This is a genomic window from Mycobacterium sp., from assembly GCF_040398885.1.
GTDB lineage: Bacteria > Actinomycetota > Actinomycetes > Mycobacteriales > Mycobacteriaceae > Mycobacterium.
Genome location: NZ_JBBATF010000015.1, coordinates 1 through 18,109, shown reverse-complemented (window position 1 = coordinate 18,109; position 18,109 = coordinate 1). Strand labels below are relative to the sequence as shown.

Annotated in this window: 20 protein-coding genes; 9 read left to right on the top strand and 11 right to left on the bottom strand. The window is 70.3% G+C overall.

Annotated elements, in window-relative coordinates:
* Nucleotides 1-48 precede the first annotated feature (48 nt).
* The 5 genes from ADBZ5U_RS02875 (at nt 49) to ADBZ5U_RS02855 (ending at nt 2,236) form a co-directional block, all read left to right on the top strand.
* On the top strand, nt 49-150 hold the full coding sequence (locus tag ADBZ5U_RS02875; RefSeq protein ID WP_526262191.1) for an Ms5788A family Cys-rich leader peptide: 102 nt from the start codon (nt 49-51) through the stop codon (nt 148-150).
* Nucleotides 151-253: 103 nt separating this feature from the next.
* Entirely contained in the window at nt 254-724 is a 471-nt protein-coding gene (locus ADBZ5U_RS02870; protein ID WP_526262163.1) for a DUF4395 family protein, read from the top strand.
* Between the two features lie 61 nt (nt 725-785).
* On the top strand, nt 786-1,082 hold the full coding sequence (locus ADBZ5U_RS02865; protein ID WP_526262161.1) for a DUF1416 domain-containing protein: 297 nt from the start codon (nt 786-788) through the stop codon (nt 1,080-1,082).
* A gap of 135 nt (nt 1,083-1,217) precedes the next feature.
* A complete protein-coding gene (locus tag ADBZ5U_RS02860; protein ID WP_526262159.1) occupies nt 1,218-1,970 on the top strand; it encodes a nitrobindin family protein in 753 nt (250 codons plus the stop codon).
* A complete protein-coding gene (locus ADBZ5U_RS02855; RefSeq protein ID WP_526262157.1) occupies nt 1,967-2,236 on the top strand; it encodes a hypothetical protein in 270 nt (89 codons plus the stop codon). The genes ADBZ5U_RS02860 and ADBZ5U_RS02855 overlap by 4 nt, the downstream gene beginning before the upstream one ends.
* A 278-nt stretch (nt 2,237-2,514) precedes the next feature.
* On the opposite strand, the gene ADBZ5U_RS02850 is transcribed toward ADBZ5U_RS02855, so the two are convergent.
* Nucleotides 2,515-3,396, bottom strand: a complete 882-nt coding sequence (locus ADBZ5U_RS02850; RefSeq protein WP_526262155.1) for an aminodeoxychorismate lyase — start codon at nt 3,394-3,396, stop codon at nt 2,515-2,517.
* Between the two features lie 39 nt (nt 3,397-3,435).
* On the opposite strand from ADBZ5U_RS02850, the gene ygfZ reads away from it, so the two are divergent.
* Nucleotides 3,436-4,521 carry a CAF17-like 4Fe-4S cluster assembly/insertion protein YgfZ gene (gene ygfZ / locus ADBZ5U_RS02845; RefSeq protein WP_526262153.1) on the top strand — a complete coding sequence of 362 codons (1,086 nt, stop codon included), beginning with the start codon at nt 3,436-3,438 and terminating at the stop codon, nt 4,519-4,521.
* Nucleotides 4,522-4,638: 117 nt separating this feature from the next.
* Nucleotides 4,639-4,815 (top strand): DUF3073 family protein, encoded by a 177-nt coding sequence (locus ADBZ5U_RS02840; protein ID WP_526262151.1) that lies wholly within the window; start codon nt 4,639-4,641, stop codon nt 4,813-4,815.
* 30 nt (nt 4,816-4,845) lie between these two features.
* Here ADBZ5U_RS02840 and purM read toward each other — a convergent pair whose 3' ends face one another.
* The 4 genes from purM to ADBZ5U_RS02820 are packed head-to-tail and all read right to left on the bottom strand — an operon-like array spanning nt 4,846 to nt 9,511.
* Nucleotides 4,846-5,934, bottom strand: a complete 1,089-nt coding sequence (gene purM, locus ADBZ5U_RS02835) for a phosphoribosylformylglycinamidine cyclo-ligase (RefSeq protein ID WP_526262149.1) — start codon at nt 5,932-5,934, stop codon at nt 4,846-4,848.
* 41 nt (nt 5,935-5,975) lie between these two features.
* On the bottom strand, nt 5,976-7,175 hold the full coding sequence (lhgD, locus tag ADBZ5U_RS02830) for an L-2-hydroxyglutarate dehydrogenase (RefSeq protein WP_526262147.1): 1,200 nt from the start codon (nt 7,173-7,175) through the stop codon (nt 5,976-5,978).
* Nucleotides 7,176-7,179: 4 nt separating this feature from the next.
* The gene (locus ADBZ5U_RS02825) at nt 7,180-7,806 is read right to left on the bottom strand and encodes a DUF2461 domain-containing protein (protein WP_526262145.1); all 627 of its coding nucleotides are present in this window, start codon (nt 7,804-7,806) and stop codon (nt 7,180-7,182) included.
* A gap of 10 nt (nt 7,807-7,816) precedes the next feature.
* Entirely contained in the window at nt 7,817-9,511 is a 1,695-nt protein-coding gene (locus tag ADBZ5U_RS02820) for an amidohydrolase (RefSeq protein WP_526262143.1), read from the bottom strand.
* Between the two features lie 20 nt (nt 9,512-9,531).
* Between ADBZ5U_RS02820 and ADBZ5U_RS02815 the strand changes: the two genes are divergently transcribed.
* On the top strand, nt 9,532-9,708 hold the full coding sequence (locus tag ADBZ5U_RS02815) for a cupin domain-containing protein (protein WP_526262141.1): 177 nt from the start codon (nt 9,532-9,534) through the stop codon (nt 9,706-9,708).
* A 55-nt stretch (nt 9,709-9,763) separates the two neighbouring features.
* Nucleotides 9,764-11,113, top strand: coding sequence for an NAD(P)H-binding protein (locus tag ADBZ5U_RS02810; RefSeq protein WP_526262139.1), 1,350 nt, complete (start codon nt 9,764-9,766; stop codon nt 11,111-11,113).
* A gap of 62 nt (nt 11,114-11,175) precedes the next feature.
* Here the strand turns inward: ADBZ5U_RS02810 and purF are convergent, their stop codons facing one another.
* Genes purF through ADBZ5U_RS02780 form a run of 6 tightly spaced genes read right to left on the bottom strand, consistent with a single transcriptional unit; the run spans nt 11,176 to nt 18,101 of the window.
* Nucleotides 11,176-12,684, bottom strand: coding sequence for an amidophosphoribosyltransferase (gene purF, locus ADBZ5U_RS02805; protein WP_526262137.1), 1,509 nt, complete (start codon nt 12,682-12,684; stop codon nt 11,176-11,178).
* Between the two features lie 32 nt (nt 12,685-12,716).
* Nucleotides 12,717-13,154: a sterol carrier family protein gene (locus ADBZ5U_RS02800; protein WP_526262135.1), complete on the bottom strand. Its 438-nt coding sequence runs from the start codon at nt 13,152-13,154 to the stop codon at nt 12,717-12,719.
* A complete protein-coding gene (locus tag ADBZ5U_RS02795) occupies nt 13,151-13,774 on the bottom strand; it encodes an Rv0804 family intramembrane glutamic endopeptidase (protein WP_526262133.1) in 624 nt (207 codons plus the stop codon). The genes ADBZ5U_RS02800 and ADBZ5U_RS02795 overlap by 4 nt, the downstream gene beginning before the upstream one ends.
* Nucleotides 13,771-15,495, bottom strand: a complete 1,725-nt coding sequence (locus ADBZ5U_RS02790) for an alpha/beta hydrolase (protein WP_526262131.1) — start codon at nt 15,493-15,495, stop codon at nt 13,771-13,773. Before ADBZ5U_RS02790 ends, ADBZ5U_RS02795 begins: the two co-directional genes overlap by 4 nt.
* Entirely contained in the window at nt 15,492-17,786 is a 2,295-nt protein-coding gene (gene purL, locus ADBZ5U_RS02785; protein ID WP_526262129.1) for a phosphoribosylformylglycinamidine synthase subunit PurL, read from the bottom strand. Before purL ends, ADBZ5U_RS02790 begins: the two co-directional genes overlap by 4 nt.
* 9 nt (nt 17,787-17,795) lie before the next feature.
* Nucleotides 17,796-18,101 carry a VOC family protein gene (locus ADBZ5U_RS02780; protein WP_526262189.1) on the bottom strand — a complete coding sequence of 102 codons (306 nt, stop codon included), beginning with the start codon at nt 18,099-18,101 and terminating at the stop codon, nt 17,796-17,798.
* Nucleotides 18,102-18,109 lie beyond the last annotated feature (8 nt).

Sequence of the window (18,109 nt, the reverse complement as noted above, 5' to 3'; positions counted from 1 at the left end):
GTTGACCCGAACGCCATAGTTGACCCGAAACCCCCCTTCGTGGGTAACATGGCAGCCGTGCCAGCCCGCCTTGAGCAGATGCTCACCAAGCGCCGCGCAGTCGATCTGTGCCGCGTTGCGGGTTGTTGCTGTTGTTGCTGTAGCTGCTGAGTAGCCGCGACCTTTCTCGAGTTCGTCCCGACTCGTCGCGACTCCTCTGAGCCGGACCCCCGGTCCGCCCGTGTCAGCCAGCCCAACAACAGGAGTTCACCCGATGTCGATCACCACCACCCGGCCCGTCACCGACCAGGTCGATGTGCGCGGCCCCCGATTCGCCGCCTGGGTCACCACCGCGATCCTGATCGCGGCCCTGCTCGCCTCGGCCGTCGGCAGCACCCTGGCGGCCGCGATCCTCGGCGCGCAGGCCGTGGTCTTCGCGATCGGGGCGCTGCGCGGTCCGCGCCGCCATCCCTACGGTGTGATCTTCGCCAAACTGGTCGCGCCCCGGCTCGGTCCGGTCACAGAGCGGGAACCCGCGGCGCCACTGCGGTTCGCCCAGGGCGTGGGTCTGCTGTTCGCCGCGGTCGGGACGGTCGGCTTCCTCGTCGGCGCCCCGATGGCCGGTGTGATCGCCACCGCCTTCGCCCTGTCCGCCGCCTTCCTCAACGCGGCATTCGGAATCTGTGTGGGCTGCAAGATCTATCCGCTGGCCGCGCGCCTTCGCCGCGCCCCCGGTATTGCCTGACGATCTCTGAACGACTCCAAACTTCCCTCCGCACAAGACTATTCGAAACCAAGGAACGACGATGACGAAGCACTCCACCCGACCCCTTCCCGCCGGCGTCGACCTGGACAAGGACACGGTCATCACCGGCCGGGTCGTCGACGACTCCGGACAGACCATCGGGGGCGCCAAAGTGCGACTGCTGGACGACACCGACGAATTCACCGCTGAGGTGGTCGCGACACCGAGTGGTGATTTCCGGTTCTTCGCCGCACCGGGAACCTGGACCGTGCTGGCCCGGTCTGCCTCCGGGCGCGGTGATGTCACGGTGGCTCCCGCCGGCGCCGGTCTGCACGAGGTCGACATCAAGGTCGCCTGAGGCGCGTCCGGACAGCGCATGCCGGGATAGACTCGACGGCGTGGTGCTGTTCTTCGAGATTCTGCTCGTCATCGCTTCGGTGCTGATCACCTGGTTCGCTCTTTACGCGGTGTATCGACTCGTCACCGACGATTCGTGAGCACCGAGGACATCTCGGGCAGCGGTGATAGGGCTTCCACCGCGGGAAGCGGTGATAGGGCTTCCACCGCGGGCAGCGGTGATAGGGCTTCCACCGCGGGCAGCGGTGATAGGGCTTCCACCGCGGGCAGCGGTGATAGGGCAGTAGCCGCCGCCGCCGAGCGCGCCAAGCAGACCGCCGGCCGCAACATCCCGGTATTCGACGACATTCCCGTCGCCGACACCGCCAACCTGCGACACGGCGCAGACCTGCACGACGCGCTGTTGGCGCTGCTTCCCCTGGTCGGGGTGTGGCGTGGCGAGGGCGAGGGTCGCGGCCCAGGCGGCGACTACCGGTTCGGCCAGCAGATCATCGTCTCCCACGACGGCAGCGACTACCTCAACTGGGAGGCCCGCTCCTGGCGGTTGGACGACGAGGGCGCGTATCACAGCCAAGGGCTGCGCGAGACCGGCTTCTGGCGTTTCGTCCAGGACCCGGCCGACCCGGCCGAGTCGCAGGCCATCGAGTTGCTGCTCGCCCACTCGGCCGGCTACGTCGAACTGTTCTACGGCCACCCGCGCACCCACTCATCCTGGGAACTGGTGACCGACGCCCTGGCGCGCAGCAGGTCCGGCGTCCTGGTGGGCGGGGCCAAGCGCCTCTACGGCATCGTCGACGACGGCGACCTCGCCTATGTCGAGGAACGGGTGGACCCCGACGGCGGTCTGGTGCCGCACCTGTCGGCGAGGCTCTCCAGGCACATCGGATGAGGCGGCTTCCGGTTGCGGGCATCTCGGTGGCGGCGTGGTTCCTGGCCGCCTGCTCCGGCAGCCAGGAACCGTCTCCGCCCACCGGCGACGACCGGGAGCCGACGCCGGCGCACGGTTCGCTGGCGGAGTGCCTCAAGGCCAACGGCGTACCCGAATCAAGCGGCCCCGCAGCCGTTCTCGGGCCACCGGCCGGCGTCGACCCCGCGAAATGGGATCAGGCGATGAAGACCTGCGCCACATTGGCGCCCGGGCCCGCCGGACCGTGACGACGAACCTGATCAGGAAATGGAGCGGCCCCCGAGCCGTGGTTCCTGGTCGGACGGGCCGGAGGCTCGGGGGCCGGGTGGCTGCCTGGAATTCGCCAGCGCTTCGGTGCGCAGGTGATTCCGGCACCTGGTGCTGCTAGCGGGCAGCCACCTCACATGTCCAAAAAGTACTCAAAGTTCCGGACCACCTCCTTCCTTGTGTACGCCCGACGGTACCGGCTGCAGATGCCGCGCGCCAAGGTTTTTTCGCGATCCCGGCGGTCATCGGCCGGGCTCGGTCAGCGGTCGCTCAGGATCGCCGCCTCGACGAGGGCCGCCACCTCGGCCCGCAGCGGCGACGGCCGCAGTCGCCGCCCGTCGAGGGTATGCACCCGGGCGGCCGCCGTGATGCTCGAGACCAGCCAGACTCCTTGTGCGCCAACCAGATCGGCCGGGCGCAGCGCCTGGTAGTCGCAGTCGTACCCGGCTGAGCGGGCCGCCTCGAACAGCGCCTGCTGGGTGGTCCCGCGCAGGATCGGATACCAGGGCGGAGGGGTCAGCAGGCACGGCTTGCCGTCCGCGCCGGAGGTGGCGATCACGACCGTCGAACGGGGGCCCTCGAGGATGTGGCCGTCGGAACTGACGAAGACCGCGTCGTCGGCGCCGCGCCGGGCGGCCTCCCGCAGGGCCGCCATGTTGACCGCGTAGGACAGGGTTTTGGCGCCGGCCAGCAGCCACGGCATCGTCTCCGCCCGGGTCGACGGCAGTCCCCGATCGAGAAGTACGGCGGCCACCCCGTCCCGGCGGGAATCGTGCACCCGTTGCGGCAACGGGTTGATGGTCAGGTAGCCGGTCGGCTCCGATCCGAACTCCCGCCCCCGGCTGTACACCAGCCGCAGGGCGCCCTCGTCGGCGGTCTGCGAAACCCAGTCGGCCACCCCGACGCCGATCATCCGCCGCCACCGCACCGGATCGGGCTCGGGCAGTTCCAGCATCGCCGCGGAGTGTGCCAGCCGCTTGAGGTGCGACTCCACCAGACACGCCCCGCCGTCACGAACCAGCAGCGTCTCGAAGACGCCGTCACCACGCACCGCCGCCAGGTCGTCGCCGAACAGCAGCGGGCGGCCGGCATCCGCGACGGTCCCGTCAAGAGTGACGAGCACGCTGGGCGGGCCGGGCATGGTCTGCAGAGCCTACTGTCCGGCTCGTAGAGTTGACCTGTGTCAGCCGTCCCCGCACCCGCGGACTCCCCCGACGCCGGGGTGGTCTGGCATTTCGGCGACCCGCTGGGAGAGCAGCGCGCCGCCGAGCACGACGCCGTGGTGGTGGACCGCTCGAACCGGGCGGTGATCACCCTGACCGGCCCGGAGCGGCGGTCCTGGTTGCACGCGCTGTGCACCCAGCACGTCGCGGAACTGCCCGACGGAGCCTGCACCGCCAACCTGAGCCTGGACGGCCAGGGCAGGGTCGAGGATCACTGGCAGCAGACCGAATTGGGCGGGGTCAGCTATCTGGACACCGAGCCCTGGCGCGGCGGCCCGCTCTTGGACTACCTGCGCAAGATGGTGTTCTGGGCCGACGTGCAGCCCGCGGCGGCCGATCTCGCGGTGCTATCCCTGCTGGGGCCCGGCCTGGCCGCCCCGGCGGTGCTGGAAGCGCTCGGCGTCGACGCCCTGCCGGCGGAATCGGCGGCGGCGGCCCTGCCCGACGGCGGTTTCCTGCGCCGCATGCCGGACGGGGACGGGCGGATCGAACTCGATGTGCTGGTTCCGCGCGCCGACAAGGACCGGATGCTGCGGCGACTGAGCGGGGCGGGCGTGCGCCCGGCGGGCGTGTGGGCCTACGAGGCGCACCGGGTTGCCGCGCGCCGGCCGCGGCTGGGCCTGGACACCGACGAGCGGACCATCCCGCACGAGGTCGGCTGGATCGGCCCGCCGGGTCGGGGGGCGGTCCACCTGGACAAGGGCTGCTACCGCGGGCAGGAGACGGTGGCCCGCGTCCACAACCTGGGGCGGCCGCCACGGATGCTGGTGCTGCTGCACCTCGACGGCTCGGCGGAACGGCCGGCCACCGGTGACCCGGTGCTGGCCGGCGGTCGTCCGGTGGGCCGGCTGGGCACCGTGTCCGAGCACGTCGATCTCGGGCCGATCGCGCTGGCACTGGTCAAGCGGGGCCTCCCGGCCGACACCCCGCTGATCACAGGTGGCGAGCACCCCGTCAGCGCGGAGATGGACCCCGATTCGCTGCCGCCGGCCGATCAGACCGGCGCGGGCCGCCTCGCGGTGGACCGTTTACGCGGTGGGTGAACGGGCCTGTCCGCACTTTGCCCCCCGGCACGGTAAGGTGTGGGCAGGATAAATACGACATTAGATCGGAGCCGCCTGGTTTCGGGCCGCTCCGTTATTGCGCGAGGGGGTTCCCCCATGGGCCGCGGCCGGGCTAAGGCAAAGCAGACCAAGGTTGCCCGAGAGCTGAAATACAGCTCTCCGCAAACCGACTTCGAGCGGCTTCGCCAGGAGTTGAGTTCGGGGGAGGGCACGTCCGGACCGAACCACGGTTTCGATGACGCGCCCGAGGACGACGACGACTGGCGGCGCTGAGCCGTTCGCGTCGGCCCCGGTTCGGTGGCCCTAGAAACGCGGGTGCTGTCCGACCAGCCTCGCCCGCGGGCCGTCTTTACCCTTGGCGACACTCCCCAGGACCCAGCAGTGCAGGTGCCGCGCGGTCAGGATGGCCAGTGCGCGGTCGGTGTCCTCGGGCGCGACGAGTGCCACCATTCCGACGCCCATGTTGAACGTCTTCTCCATCTCCGCCCGCTCGACCCGGCCTCGCTGAGCGATCAGGCCGAAAACCGGCGCCGGGGTCCAGCTTCCGCGGTCGATCTCGGCGACGAGTCCGCGCGGGATGACGCGTTCCAGGTTGCCGGCCAATCCACCGCCGGTGACGTGGCAGAAGGTTCGGACCTGGGTCTCGGCGGCCAGGGCCAGGCAGTCCTTGGCGTAGATGCGGGTCGGGGTGAGCAGTTCCTCGCCGAGAGTGCGGCCGAACTCCTCGACGTGACCGGCCAGGCTCATCCGGTCGATCTCCAGCAGCACCTTGCGGGCCAGGGAGTAGCCGTTGGAGTGCAGGCCGGAGGACCCCATCGCGATGATGACGTCGCCGGGGCGCACCCGGTCGGGCCCGAGGATGTCGTCGGCCTCGACGACGCCGACCCCGGTGGCCGAGATGTCGTAGTGGTCCGGCTCCATCAGGCCGGGATGCTCGGCGGTCTCGCCGCCCAGCAGGGCGCAGCCGGCGATGACGCAGCCTTCCGCGATACCGGAGACGATGGCGCTGATCCGTTCCGGGACGGTGCGGCCGACGGCGATGTAGTCCTGCAGGAACAGCGGCTCGGCGCCGCAGACCACGAGGTCGTCGACGACCATTGCCACCAGATCCAGACCGACGGTGTGGTGGATGTCCATCGCCTGGGCGACGGCGAGTTTGGTGCCGACACCGTCGGTCGACGACGCCAGCACCGGTTCCCGGTAGCCGCCGCGCAGCGCGAACAGGCCGGCGAACCCGCCGAGCCCGCCGCGCACCTCGGGCCGGCTGGCCCGCTCGGCCAGCGGCTTGAGCAGTTCCACCGCGCGGTCCCCGGCTTCGATGTCGACCCCGGCGGATGCGTAGGACACGCGGGCACCCTCACCGCGTTCACTCCTGGTCGACTTGCCGGACATCGGCGATAAGGCTACTCGTCCCGCCGGCGGCCGGAGACCAGCTATCGGCTGACCCGATCGACGAGGTCGGCTGCCAGCGCGAACGCCGAGGTCGCGGCCGGTGAGGGGGCGTTACGCACGTGGGCGACACAATTCTCACGGGATATGACGAAGTCGTCGACGAGCGACCCGTCGCGGCCCACCGCCTGGGCCCGCACGCCGGCGTGTGAACTGCCGTCGAGGTCGGCCACCGAGAGGCCCGGCATGTAGCGGGCGGCGGCCGCCACGAACGTCTTGCGACTGGCCGCCATCCGGATCTCGTCGATCCCAACCCGCCAGTAGCGGCGCCCCACCCGCCAGGTACCCGGCCAGGTCAGGGATTCGAAGGCATCGCGACCGTTGAACCGGCGCAGGGAGTAGCCGTCCCGGGCGGCCACCATCATGGCGGTCGGCCCCAGGGTGACCTGACCATCGATGTGTTTGGTGATGTGCACGCCGAGGAAGGGAAGTTCCGGGTTGGGCACCGGGTAGATCATGCCGTTCAGTCGCGGTGCGGCGGTCGGTTTGAGGCCGAGATAGGCCCCGCGGAACGGGACGATCTGCGGATCGCGCGGTGCGCCGGAGCGGCGGGCCAGCCGATCGGCCCACAGCCCGGCGCAGACGATCACAGTCCGGGCTCTCACCGGCCCCTGCGCGGTGCGAACGACGGCCGGGTCCCCGGGGTCGATCGCGGTGACGGCCGTGCCGTACCGCACGCCGACCCCGCGTCGCTGCAAATCGCCGGCCAGAACCCGGGCGACGTGCCCGTAGTCCACAATCCCGGTATTGGGCGCGTGAAGTGCCTGCAGCCCAACGGCATTGGGCTCGATGTCGGATATCTCCGCGCCGCCGATCCGGCGCAGACCGGGGACGGCGTTGGCGATGCCCCTGGCCTCGAGGTCGTCGAGTCGGGGCAGTTCGTCGGCGTCCAGGGCGACGATCAGCTTGCCGCATCGCTGGTAGGGGATCGCGTTGTCCTCGCAGTACTGGTACATCAGCCGGGCGCCCTCGACGCACAGCCGGGCTTTCAGCGAGCCGGGCTGGTAGTAGATGCCACCATGGATCACCCCGGAGTTGCGTCCGGTCTGGTGTTGCGCGGGCGCGCTCTCGCGTTCGAGGACCACGACGTCGTCATCCGGGCGGCGTGCCCTCCATTCCCGCGCCACCGCCAGCCCGACGATGCCGGCGCCCACAACCACCAGGTCGTGGATGTCGCGAGTCATGTTCTCAGCCTACGTAGCGGGCCAGCCACTCGTTGAGCGGTACCCCGGCTCGCAGCGTGCCGACCACCCGGTCCTTCGCCTCGGCCGTCCCGAGCCAGGCCCCCACCGGCCAGGACTTCATCATCGCGATTCCCTTGTGCCGCAACAGTTCGATGCGCGGATGGTCCTTGTCGAAACCGCGCGGTGCGGTCTTGAGGACCTCGTGCGCCATGGTCTGGTAACCGGCGGCGTGCAGCGCGGCGACGATCTCGGCCAGTCGGGCCCCGGACTTCTCGCGGTCGACTGCGGTGCGGTAGCACTGCAGCGCCGCCGGATCGGGCATGTACAGGCCGCCGCCGACGGACAGGCCCTCGGCCGAGAACGACACGTACCCTTTGCCCCCCTTGCCCAGCGTCGCCGAACAGGTGGTCTTGTACGGCGTCTTGTCGGCGCTGAACCTCACGTCCCGGTAGGGCCGGAACAGCCTTCCCGGGCCGAACTCCCCGGCGAGTTCGGCGAGCAGCTGTTCCATCGGGCCCCGCACCTGCTGCTCGTAGACCTCCTTGTGGGCCTGCCAGTAGACCTTGGAGTTGTCGGCTTCCAGGCCCTCGTAGAACTCGACCGCCTCGACGGGCCATCCGGTGAACGCCATGGACCAATTCTTACCGGGCGTCGTGGGTGATGCGACCGTCCATCATCGTCAGCACCACCGGGACGGCGTGGATCTGGTGCGGGTCGACACGGAACAGGTCGGCCCCCAGAACGGTCAGATCGGCTGCCTTGCCGGCGGTCAGGGAGCCGGTGCGGTGCTCCAGCCGTAACTGGTAGGCGCCGTTGGCGGTGTAGCCGCGCAGCGCGTCGTGCAGTCCGATGCGCTGTCGTGCCACCAGTGGCAGGTCGTCGGGGTGGCCGGGTCGCTTGCGGGTCACCAGCGCCTCGATCTGGATCAGCGGGGGGATCTCGGGGATGTCCACACCCGGGATGTCGCTGCCGTAGGTGACGACGGCGCCGGAGCGGACCAGGTCGCCGTAGGGGAACAGCCGTTCCTCGACGCGCTCGGCGCCGAGCATCGCCGTGTAGATGTCGCGGTACTGGCCGTTGTAGTCGGTGCCCCACAGCGGCGTGCAGTTGGCGATGACGCCCATGGCCGCGTAGCGGGGGATGTCGGAGGGGTCGACCATCGAGTTGTGCGCCACCACGTGGCGGCTGGCTTCGGCGCCCCGCCGCCGCAGCACCCGTTCGTAGGCGTCGAGGACGACCCGCGCCGAGCCGTCGCCGTCGATGTGGATGTGCATGTCGAAGCCGGCGGCCTGGACCGCCTCTATCTGGGCCTCGATCTGTTCGGGTGGGAACGTCATGGCGCCCAGGTCGTCTGGGGCGTGCCCGCAGCAGGGCGACAACAGCAGCGCGCCGCCGCTCATGAAGGTTCCGTCGGCCCACAGCTTGCAGGTCCGGATCGAGACGTGGTCCGAACGCAGTTCGCGATTCCACCGCGCCAGGCCGTCGGCGATCGCGTGCGGGTCGTCGGCGGGGGTGCGGGTCCAGTAGGAACCGGCCACCCGCACCGGCAGGGTGCCGGCTTCGTCCTGGGCGATGAGGTCTTCGAAAACCCAGCGCGAGTCCTCGCTGGCCGGTCCGACGATCGTGCCGGCCTCGAAGTAGGCCGTCATCCCCCATGAGGGGGTCGGCCGCAGCGTGAGTTGCTGGGCCGCCCGGACGTTCGCCGCGGAGAACAGACCCAGTGCCACGATGATCGGGATGGTCGCCGCGGCCTCGACCGCGTGCCCGGTGGGCGTCCCGTCCGGGTCCCGGACCCAGTACTGGGCACCGGGGTCGGGGTCGGGGGTGCCCGCACCGATTCCGGCCGCATGCATCGCCGCGGTGTTGAACCAGGAGTCGTGGGCGTCGGCGGAGAACAGATACATCGGGCGGCCGCCGGTGATGCCGTCCAGCCATTCCCGGCGCGGGGATCGCTCCTCGAACGAGTCGGGCATCCAGCCGTGCCCGCGCAGGGGCGCGTCGGCGGGCTGGGCGGCCACCCAGTCCCGAACCGCGGCCAGCACCGCGTCGCGGCCGACCACCCCGGACAGGTTGACCCCCAGTTTGCTCAGCGCCATCGACGCCAGATGGTTGTGCGCGTCGATGAAGCCGGGCAGGCACATCCGTCCGTCGAGGTCGATCAGTTCCGTTGCGGCGTCGACGAACTGGTCGGCACCGTCCCGGGTTCCGGCGTACGCCAGATCGCTTCCCCGCACCACCACGGCCTGCGCCCACGGCCGGGCAGGGTCGGCGGTCCAGATCGGTCCGTTGGTGATCAGATACGAGTTCCCCACCTCCGCACCGTAGCCCTGTGACACGCTGGCAGCCGTGAAGCACCGTGGATGCGGTCTACGCCACCGGGGCTCCGGTGCAGGAGGGCGTCGGCCCGGGTTTCGTGCACAACGGCCGCAACGAGGGCGCCACCCCGCTGGTCATGGAGGTCGTCTACATCAACCCGGTGGGTATGCCGAGTTCGGTGGAGGTACCGGGGCCTCTCGGCTGCCCGGTTTCCTGACGGCGGTGTGACATCGGGGCCGCTACGCTGCGGCCCGGGGTGCTCAACAGGTTCAATGGACTATCCGACGAAGGGAGGGCCAGTGGCGGGTGAACAGCTTCGCTGCCTGGTGACCGGTGCCACCGGCTATATCGGCGGCCGCCTGGTGCCAAGGCTGGTGGACAGCGGATTCGCGGTGCGGGCGCTGGCGCGCAACCCCGACAAGCTGGCGAATGTGCCGTGGCGGGACCGGATCGAGGTGGCCAAGGGCGACCTCGGCGACCCGGCGTCACTGGATGCGGCCTTCTCCGACGTCGACGTCATCTACTACCTGGTGCACTCGATGGGCTTCGAGAAGGACTTCGCGGCCGAGGAGAGCCGCGCGGCGCAGAACGTTGTGGCCGCGGCACGCAAGGCCGGGGTTCGGCGCATCGTCTACCTGAGCGGTCTGCACCCCGAAGGTGGCGAGTTGTCAACGCATTTGGGCTCTCGCACCACGGTCGGGGAGATCCTCATCGCCTCGGGCATCGAGACCATCGTGCTGCAGGCGGGCGTCGTCGTCGGGTCGGGGTCGGCCTCCTTCGAGATGGTCCGCCACCTCACCGACCGGCTGCCGGTGATGACCACACCGAAATGGGTGCACAACAAGATTCAGCCGATCGCCATCCGCGATGTCCTCCACTACCTGGTGGCCGCGGCAACCTGCACGGTGCCGAACTCCCGGACCTGGGATATCGGTGGCCCCGACGTGCTGGAGTACGGCGAGATGATGCAGATCTACGCCCAGGTCGCCGGACTGCATCCCCGCCGGATCCTGGTGTTACCCGTACTCACCCCGCGGATCGCCGCGCTGTGGGTGGGGCTGGTGACGCCCATCCCGGCCGGGCTTGCGCGGCCACTGGTGGAGTCCCTGCACTGCGACGCGGTGATGGCCAACCACGACATCGACACCATCATCCCGCCGCCGGAGGGCGGCCTGACCCCCTACAAGAAGTCGGTGTCTCTGGCACTGGCCCGCATCGCCCGCGGCGAGGTTGAGACGACGTGGAACACCGGCACCGCGGCACTGGCCCCCAGCGACCCGAAGTGGGCCGGCGAGGTGGTCTACACCGACACCCGGTCCCGGCACACCTCGGCCAGTCCCGAGCGGCTGTGGAAGGCCCTCGAGAACAGCGTCCCGAACCATTGGCTGGTCGAGGATCGCGAACCCGGTCGGGTGCTCAAACTGCACGCCGAACGGGGGGCGCCCGGTGACCGGTGGCTGGAGATGCGAATCACCCCGGAGGGCAGCGGAAGTCGCTACGAGCAGCGGGCGATCTTCTACCCGCGCGGGCTGCCGGGCCGGGTCTACTGGTACGCGGCGCGGCCTCTGCAGGCGGTGGCGTTGGACCGCCGGGTCAAGAAGGTGGTCTCACAGGTCCGCTAGCCCTACGGCCGGCTGGATCCGACGCGCCGGCCCTACGGCCGGCTGGGTCCGACGCGCCGGCCCTACGGCCGGCTGAGCGCCGAGACGTTGTCGTTGTCCGCCTGAACCGCGGCCAGCATGTTCTCCACGACGTTCTTGCCCAGTGCTGTCGCCGAGGGAAGTTCGATCGGGTACTTGCCGTCGAAGCAGGCGCAGCACAGCCGACTGGCGGGCTGCTCGGTCGCGGCGATCATCGCCTGCTGGGAGATGTAGCCGAGGGTGTCGGCGCCGATGGCTTGGCGCACCGACTCGAGCATCTCGTCGTCGTCGGTCCGGGTTCCCGGTGCGTTGGCGATCAGTTCGGCGGGGGTGGCGAAGTCGATGCCGTAGAAGCACGGCCACTTCACCGGCGGTGAGGCGATGCGAACATGCACCTCCACCGCGCCGGCCTCCCGCAGCATCCGGATCAGCGCGCGCTGGGTGTTGCCCCGCACGATGGAGTCGTCGACGACGATGAGGCGCTTGCCGCGGATGACCTCCTTGAGCGGGTTGAGCTTGAGCCGGATGCCCAGTTGGCGGATGGTCTGCGACGGTTGGATGAAAGTGCGTCCCACGTAGGCGTTCTTCATCAGGCCCTGCCCGAACGGGATGCCGGACTCCTGGGCGTATCCCACCGCCGCGGGGGTGCCGGACTCCGGCACACCGATGACCAGGTCGGCCTCCACCGGCATCTCCCGGGCCAGGCGCCGACCGATGTCGACCCGGGCGCCATGAACCGAACGGCCGCCGATGACACTGTCCGGTCGAGCCAGGTAGACGTACTCGAACACACAGCCCTTGGGGGTGGGCGGGGCGAAGCGGGTGGAGCGCACCCCGTCGGAGTCGATCGCGAGCAGTTCACCGGGCTCGATGTCGCGCACGAACGATGCGCCGACGATGTCCAGCGCCGCGGTCTCCGACGCCACCACCCAACCCCGGTCCAGCCGGCCCAGCGACAGCGGCCGCACGCCGTAGGGGTCGCGGGCCGCGTACAGGGTTGTCTCGTCCATGAACACCAGGCAGAACGCGCCGCGCACGGTCGGGAGAAGTTCCAGGGCGGCCTGCTCGATGCTGGTGTCCGCCGCGCCGCCGGCCAGCAGCGCCCCGAGGATGTCGGAGTCGGTGGTGGCCGCACCGGGTGCGTTGTGGTTGATCAATCCGGCCTTGCGGGCCCGGGCAGCCAATTCGGTGGTGTTGACCAGGTTGCCGTTGTGCCCCAGTGCCACGCCGGTGCCGGCGGCGGTGTTGCGGAACACCGGTTGGGCGTTCTCCCATGACGTCGACCCGGTGGTCGAGTACCGGCAGTGCCCGATCGCGACGTGGCCGGGCATGGCACCGAGAGTCTGCTCGTCGAACACCTGGCTGACCAGGCCGAGGTCCTTGAACACCAGCACCTGCGAGCCGTCGGCGACGGCGATGCCGGCCGCCTCCTGGCCGCGATGCTGCAGGGCGTAGAGGCCGTAGTAGGTCAGTTTGGCGACTTCCTCGCCCGGAGCCCAGACGCCGAAGACGCCGCACTCCTCACGGGGTTCGTTCTCCAGTTGGCCGGTCACATTGCTCCCTGGCGTCGGTGGCGCTGTCGAGTCTACGGCGGCGGCGGGCCAAACTGGGAATTCAAGTGAGGTGCGTCACCGTTTTCGGCCTCCGGAATCGTGAGCAGGGGAAATAGCGGTGCGACGGCGCCGGCCCGCGATCCGGAGAGGTTCAGCCGTCCGCCGTCGGCCGCATCGTCGAACCCGACCAGTCCGGTGACCAGCAGCAGCCAGGTCCGCGGATCGGTCTCCACCACGTTGGGCGGTGTCCCGCGGGTGTGCCGCGGACCCGAAACACATTGCACGGCAACGAAAGGCGGCACCCTGACCTCGACGCTGGCACCGGGGGCCGCGACGGCCAGTGCGCGGGCGGTGAGCCGCACCGCGCTGGCCAGTACGGCACGGTCGGGTGCCGGTGCGGTCTCGTCGAGCAGCCAGTCCCGTACGGCGGCCACGGCGTCGCGGGTGGCCTGCGGATCGACCCGGGTCACCGTCGTGCCCGTTGGACGGCCAGGGCGGCTATCGCCCCGGCCTCGTTGACGGCCAGATGAGCCAGCATCGGGGCCGCCAGGCTGCCGGAACGCTCCGCCAGCAGGCCGAACACCCAGCCGGCCAGTCCGGTGGCGACGACGGTGCGCACGATCGGCTCACCGGTCTCCAGCGCATCCGGGATGTGGGTCAGTCCGAAGGTCAGCGCCTGCAGCAGCCTGCCCCCGTTCGGGCCGAAGGCGTCGGCCGCGGCAGTGGCCAGCGCACCGCGGAACGCGGTCTCCTCCGACCACACCGTGCCGATCGGGATCTCCACCCCCAGCCAGTGCGCCGGACGGGCCGGCAATTCCCGTTGCGCCATCGCCGCCCGGACCTGAGGTAGAGCGGCGCCGGCAGCCACCCCGGCGGCCACCGCGCCGGCCACTGCGGCACCGGCCCGCAGGCCCGGTCGCAGCGCCGGGGGTCGCAGGCCCAGCGGAGCGCGGGCGGCGGCGGCAAGTGCGGTGCCGTAGCCGGCCTGCGCCAGCGGATGGCGACGCCACGGGTGTTCCAGTCCGGCGGTGAAGCTCCAGCCCACCAGCGCCGCCGCCAGGCCGAGGGCTCGAATCCGCTTGCCGTTCATGCGAACTCCGTTCCACCGGCGGCCATCGCCTTGTCCAGCGACCGCCGGATGCGGTCGGTGTCGAACTGCGTCCAGCCCTCGGGCGCGGCGACAGCAACCCAGCCGTCGAGTTGGCGGTCGCCGTAGTTGTGGCCGTGTCCGCTCGGGGTGCCGGCGGAGTTGGTGACGTTGCCGGCCATGTCGGCGCTGACCTGCCAGAAGGTGACGACGGGGTACCAGCGCATCGAGGGACTGCGGTCGAACCCCGGTGGCTCGTCGAGCCAGTCCGGCTTGCGGAACAACAGATCCGGCGACCACCACACCACCGGATCGGAGGCGTGCTGGAGGAACAGCACCTTCGTCCCCCGCCAGGGCGGGTCGGCGGCGACGCCGGCGATCTCGGCCGGCCCGGCGGACTGGGCGAAGCGCACGGTGCGTCCGTTGTCGTAGCGGGGTTGCACCTCCGGTGTCCCCGGGTCGCGTCGACTGGTCAGTGCGTGCCACAGCCTGCTGGCGTTGGGCGGGCCGACCCACAGCACCGAGGAGAATCCCATGCCCTCCACCTCGTGGAGGTATCCGAACGCCCCCTGACCGGCCATCGCACCGAGGCTCTCCCCGTACAGCGCCAGTTTGGGCCGGGTCGCCGCCGGCCACTGTTGCCAACGCCGGATGATTCCGTCGATCATCGCGCGGCCGGCCTCCACCGACTTGTCCCGGTCCGCCAGGAACGAGATCCAACTGGGCAGGTAGGAGTACTGCATGGCCACCAGGGCGGTGTCGCCGTTGTACATCGACTCGATGGAACGCGCCGCCACCGGGTCCACCCACCCCGTTCCGGTGGTCGGGATGATGACGAGCAGCCTGCGGTCGAACGCCCGGGTGCGCTGCAGTTCCGAAAGCAGTACCGCCACCCTGGCCTCGGTGGTCGGCGCCGACTGCAGTCCGGCGTAGAGGCGGATGGGTTGCCGCGCGGGCCGGCCGTTGAGTTCGGTCAGTTCGGCGGCGTCCGGGCCGGTGCCGACGAAGTTGCGGCCCTGGAAACCGAGGGAGCCCCAGTCGGCGAAAGATGCCGGGCTGCCGGATCTTTCGGGTTGCTCCGGCTGCAAGACGCCGGGGCGGGTGGCGGTGTTCCGCGGCTGGAAAACCGCGCTTGCCCCGGCCAGCAGTCCGCGGACCAGCACACCGTTGATCAGGGTGACGGTCAGGACGACCACGATCGCGGTGCCGATGAACAAGGCCACCTCGTCGTCGATGTGCCAGCGGCGGATCATCCACCGCGCCAGCATCCTGATGGCGTCCCGGACCAGTCGGGCGGCAGCGATCAGCACACCGCCGACGAGCACAGCCACCGCGACCGCGCGCAGGTAGGGGACGGTGGCCGGGCCCTGGACGCCCATCAGTGCGGCGATGCGCCGCTGCCAGGCCGTCGCCGGGACCACCATCAGCAGGCAGGCCCCGACCGACACCGCCACGACGGCCGAGTACAGGGCGGCCCGGCGCCGCCGCGGCAGTGGCCACCAGGACCGTGCCCGTACGGCACGCCGTATCAGCGATCCGGCCAGCACCCCGACGCCGTAGCCGATCGCGGCGATGATTCCGCCCACGATCCCGGCCATGATCGCGTCGCGCGGCAGCAGCGACGGGGTCAGCGACAGGCAGAAGAACAGCCCGGCGAAGGCGATGCCGGTGAGGTCCAGGCGCAACAGACTCCACACCCGGGCCAACACCGCCTCGCGCGTCATCCGAAGAGCCTGGGCAGCACCCCTTCGGAAGTGCTGCGCAGTTCCTCCAATGTCACGCTGAAAAGTCCTTGCACCTCAACCGAATCCGATCCGGTGTCGGAGACCCCGATGCGGGTCGCGGGAAGTCCCCGGGCCTCGCACATCGCCCGGAAACGGCTCTCCTCGGTGCGGGGCACGGCGACCAGGACACGGCCCGCCGACTCCGAGAACAGGAAGACGAACGGGTCCTCCCCTTCTTGCCATCCCTCGGGAAGCACCATGCGGCAACCGGTTTCACCGGCCATAGCGGCTTCCACGACGGCCTGGATCAGGCCGCCCTCGCTGAGGTCGTGCGCTGCCGAGACCAGTCCGTCGCGGGATGCGGCCACGAGCACCTCGGCGAGCAGTTTCTCCCTGGCGAGGTCGACCTCCGGCGGCAGTCCCCCGAGATGGTCGGCGGTGACCTGCGCCCAGATCGAGCCGTCGAACTCGTCGCGGGTGTCCCCGAGCAGGAACAGTGTCTCCCCCGGCTCGTTGCCCAGGCCGGTGGGCAGCCGCCGTCGCACGTCGTCGATGACGCCGAGCACCCCGACTACCGGAGTGGGCAGGATCGCGGTCGCGCCGGTCTGGTTGTAGAAGCTCACATTGCCGCCGGTGACCGGAATGCCCAGTGCCGCACAACCATCGGCCAGCCCGCGCACGGCTTCGGCGAACTGCCACATCACGCCCGGGTCCTCCGGCGAGCCGAAGTTGAGGCAGTTGGTCACCGCGATCGGCGTCGCCCCGGTGACCGCGACGTTGCGGTAGGCCTCGGCCAGCGCCAGTTGCGCGCCGGTGTAGGGATCCAGTTTGGTGTAGCGGCCGGAGGCGTCGGTGGACACCGCGATGCCGCGACCGGTCTCCTCGTCGATGCGCAGCACCCCGCCGTCGGCGTGCTCGGCCAACACCGTGTTGCCCCGGACGTAACGGTCGTACTGCTCGGTGATGAACGCCCGACTGCACAGGTGCGGGCTGCCCAGCAGTTCCAGCAGGGTGGCGCGCATTTCGTCACCGGTGGCCGGCCGCGGCAGCCTCGCCGAGGTGTCGGCGTTGAGCGCGTCCTGGTCCTCCGGGCGGGCCAGTGGGCGCTGGTAGACCGGACCCTCGTGTGCGACGGTGCGGGGCGGCACGTCGACGACGGTCTCGCCGTGCCAGGTGATCTTCAACCGGTCGCCGGCGGCGACCTCGCCGATCACCGTGGCCAGCACGTCCCACTTGCGGCACACCGCCATGAACTTCTCGACGTTGTCGGGGGTGACCACCGCGCACATGCGTTCCTGGGATTCGCTGGAGAGCACTTCGGCCGGTGTCATGTTGGTCGCGCGCAGCGGGACGCGGTCCAACTCGATGGCCATTCCGCCGTCCCCCGCGGAGGCCAGTTCCGATGTGGCGCAGGACAATCCGGCGCCGCCGAGGTCCTGGATCCCGACCACCAGCCCGGCCGCGTACAGCTCCAGGCAGCACTCGATGAGCACCTTCTCGGTGAACGGGTCCCCGACCTGGACGCTGGGCAGTTTCTTGCGCCCGGCGCCTGACTCGTCCCCGGAGAAGGTGTCGCTGGCCAGCACCGACACCCCGCCGATGCCGTCGAGGCCGGTGCGCGCGCCGAACAGGATGATCTTGTTGCCGGTCCCGGAGGCGAACGCCAGGTGCAGGTCCTCCTTGCGCAGCACCCCGACGCACAGCGCGTTGACCAGAGGGTTGCCGGCGTAGGACGCGTCGAACACCGTCTCCCCGCCGATGTTGGGCAGGCCCAGGGAGTTGCCGTATCCGCCGATGCCGCGCACCACCCCGTCGAGCACCCGGCGGGTGTCGGGCGCGTCGGCGGCGCCGAAACGCAACTGGTCCATCACCGCGACCGGGCGTGCCCCCATCGCCATGATGTCGCGGACGATGCCACCCACCCCGGTGGCCGCGCCCTGGTAGGGCTCCACATACGACGGGTGGTTGTGCGACTCGACCTTGAAGGTGACCGCCCACCCGTCGCCGATGTCGACCACTCCGGCGTTCTCCCCGATCCCGGCCAGCATCCCGGCCCGCATCGCCTCGGTGGTGGTCTCGCCGAAGTAGCGCAGGTGCACCTTGGAGGACTTGTAGGAGCAGTGCTCGCTCCACATCACCGAGTACATGGCCAGTTCCGCGTCGGTGGGGCGGCGGCCGAGGATGTCGCGGATGCGCTGGTACTCGTCGTCCTTCAGCCCTAGTTCGCGGTAGGGCTGGGGATGATCGGGGGTGGCGGCGGCGTGCTCGACGGTGTCGACGGTCTGCGTCACGGGGCCAGTCTAGTGAGGCCGGGGCGCGGCCACGCAGAACGCATTGCCGTCCGGATCGGCCAGCACCACCCAGCGGAAACCGCCGTCGAGGGAATGCCGGCCGGTCTCGGTGGCGCCGAGCCGGGTCAGGCGTCGCACTTCGGCGTCGAGATCGGACGCCGTGAAGTCCAGATGCACCCGGTTCTTGCCGGGTGTCGGGGTGTCGACGCGCTGGAAACCCAGAGCGGGACCGTTCTCGCCCACGACGAGGACGAAATCGCCGCCGGGAAGGTCGACCACGGAGCCCTCGACGACCTCGGCCCACCACTGCGCCAGCCGCCGCG

What these genes read in the sequence shown, in the direction of transcription:
- ADBZ5U_RS02875 (WP_526262191.1), top strand. Translation starts at nt 49, where the DNA reads ATGGCAGCCGTGCCAGCCCGCCTTGAGCAGATGCTCACCAAGCGCCGC.
- ADBZ5U_RS02870 (WP_526262163.1), top strand. Translation starts at nt 254, where the DNA reads ATGTCGATCACCACCACCCGGCCCGTCACCGACCAGGTCGATGTGCGC.
- ADBZ5U_RS02865 (WP_526262161.1), top strand. Translation starts at nt 786, where the DNA reads ATGACGAAGCACTCCACCCGACCCCTTCCCGCCGGCGTCGACCTGGAC.
- ADBZ5U_RS02855 (WP_526262157.1), top strand. Translation starts at nt 1,967, where the DNA reads ATGAGGCGGCTTCCGGTTGCGGGCATCTCGGTGGCGGCGTGGTTCCTG.
- ADBZ5U_RS02850 (WP_526262155.1), bottom strand. Translation starts at nt 3,396, where the DNA reads ATGCCCGGCCCGCCCAGCGTGCTCGTCACTCTTGACGGGACCGTCGCG.
- ADBZ5U_RS02840 (WP_526262151.1), top strand. Translation starts at nt 4,639, where the DNA reads ATGGGCCGCGGCCGGGCTAAGGCAAAGCAGACCAAGGTTGCCCGAGAG.
- purM (WP_526262149.1), bottom strand. Translation starts at nt 5,934, where the DNA reads ATGTCCGGCAAGTCGACCAGGAGTGAACGCGGTGAGGGTGCCCGCGTG.
- lhgD (WP_526262147.1), bottom strand. Translation starts at nt 7,175, where the DNA reads ATGACTCGCGACATCCACGACCTGGTGGTTGTGGGCGCCGGCATCGTC.
- ADBZ5U_RS02825 (WP_526262145.1), bottom strand. Translation starts at nt 7,806, where the DNA reads ATGGCGTTCACCGGATGGCCCGTCGAGGCGGTCGAGTTCTACGAGGGC.
- ADBZ5U_RS02810 (WP_526262139.1), top strand. Translation starts at nt 9,764, where the DNA reads ATGGACTATCCGACGAAGGGAGGGCCAGTGGCGGGTGAACAGCTTCGC.
- ADBZ5U_RS02795 (WP_526262133.1), bottom strand. Translation starts at nt 13,774, where the DNA reads ATGAACGGCAAGCGGATTCGAGCCCTCGGCCTGGCGGCGGCGCTGGTG.
- ADBZ5U_RS02790 (WP_526262131.1), bottom strand. Translation starts at nt 15,495, where the DNA reads ATGACGCGCGAGGCGGTGTTGGCCCGGGTGTGGAGTCTGTTGCGCCTG.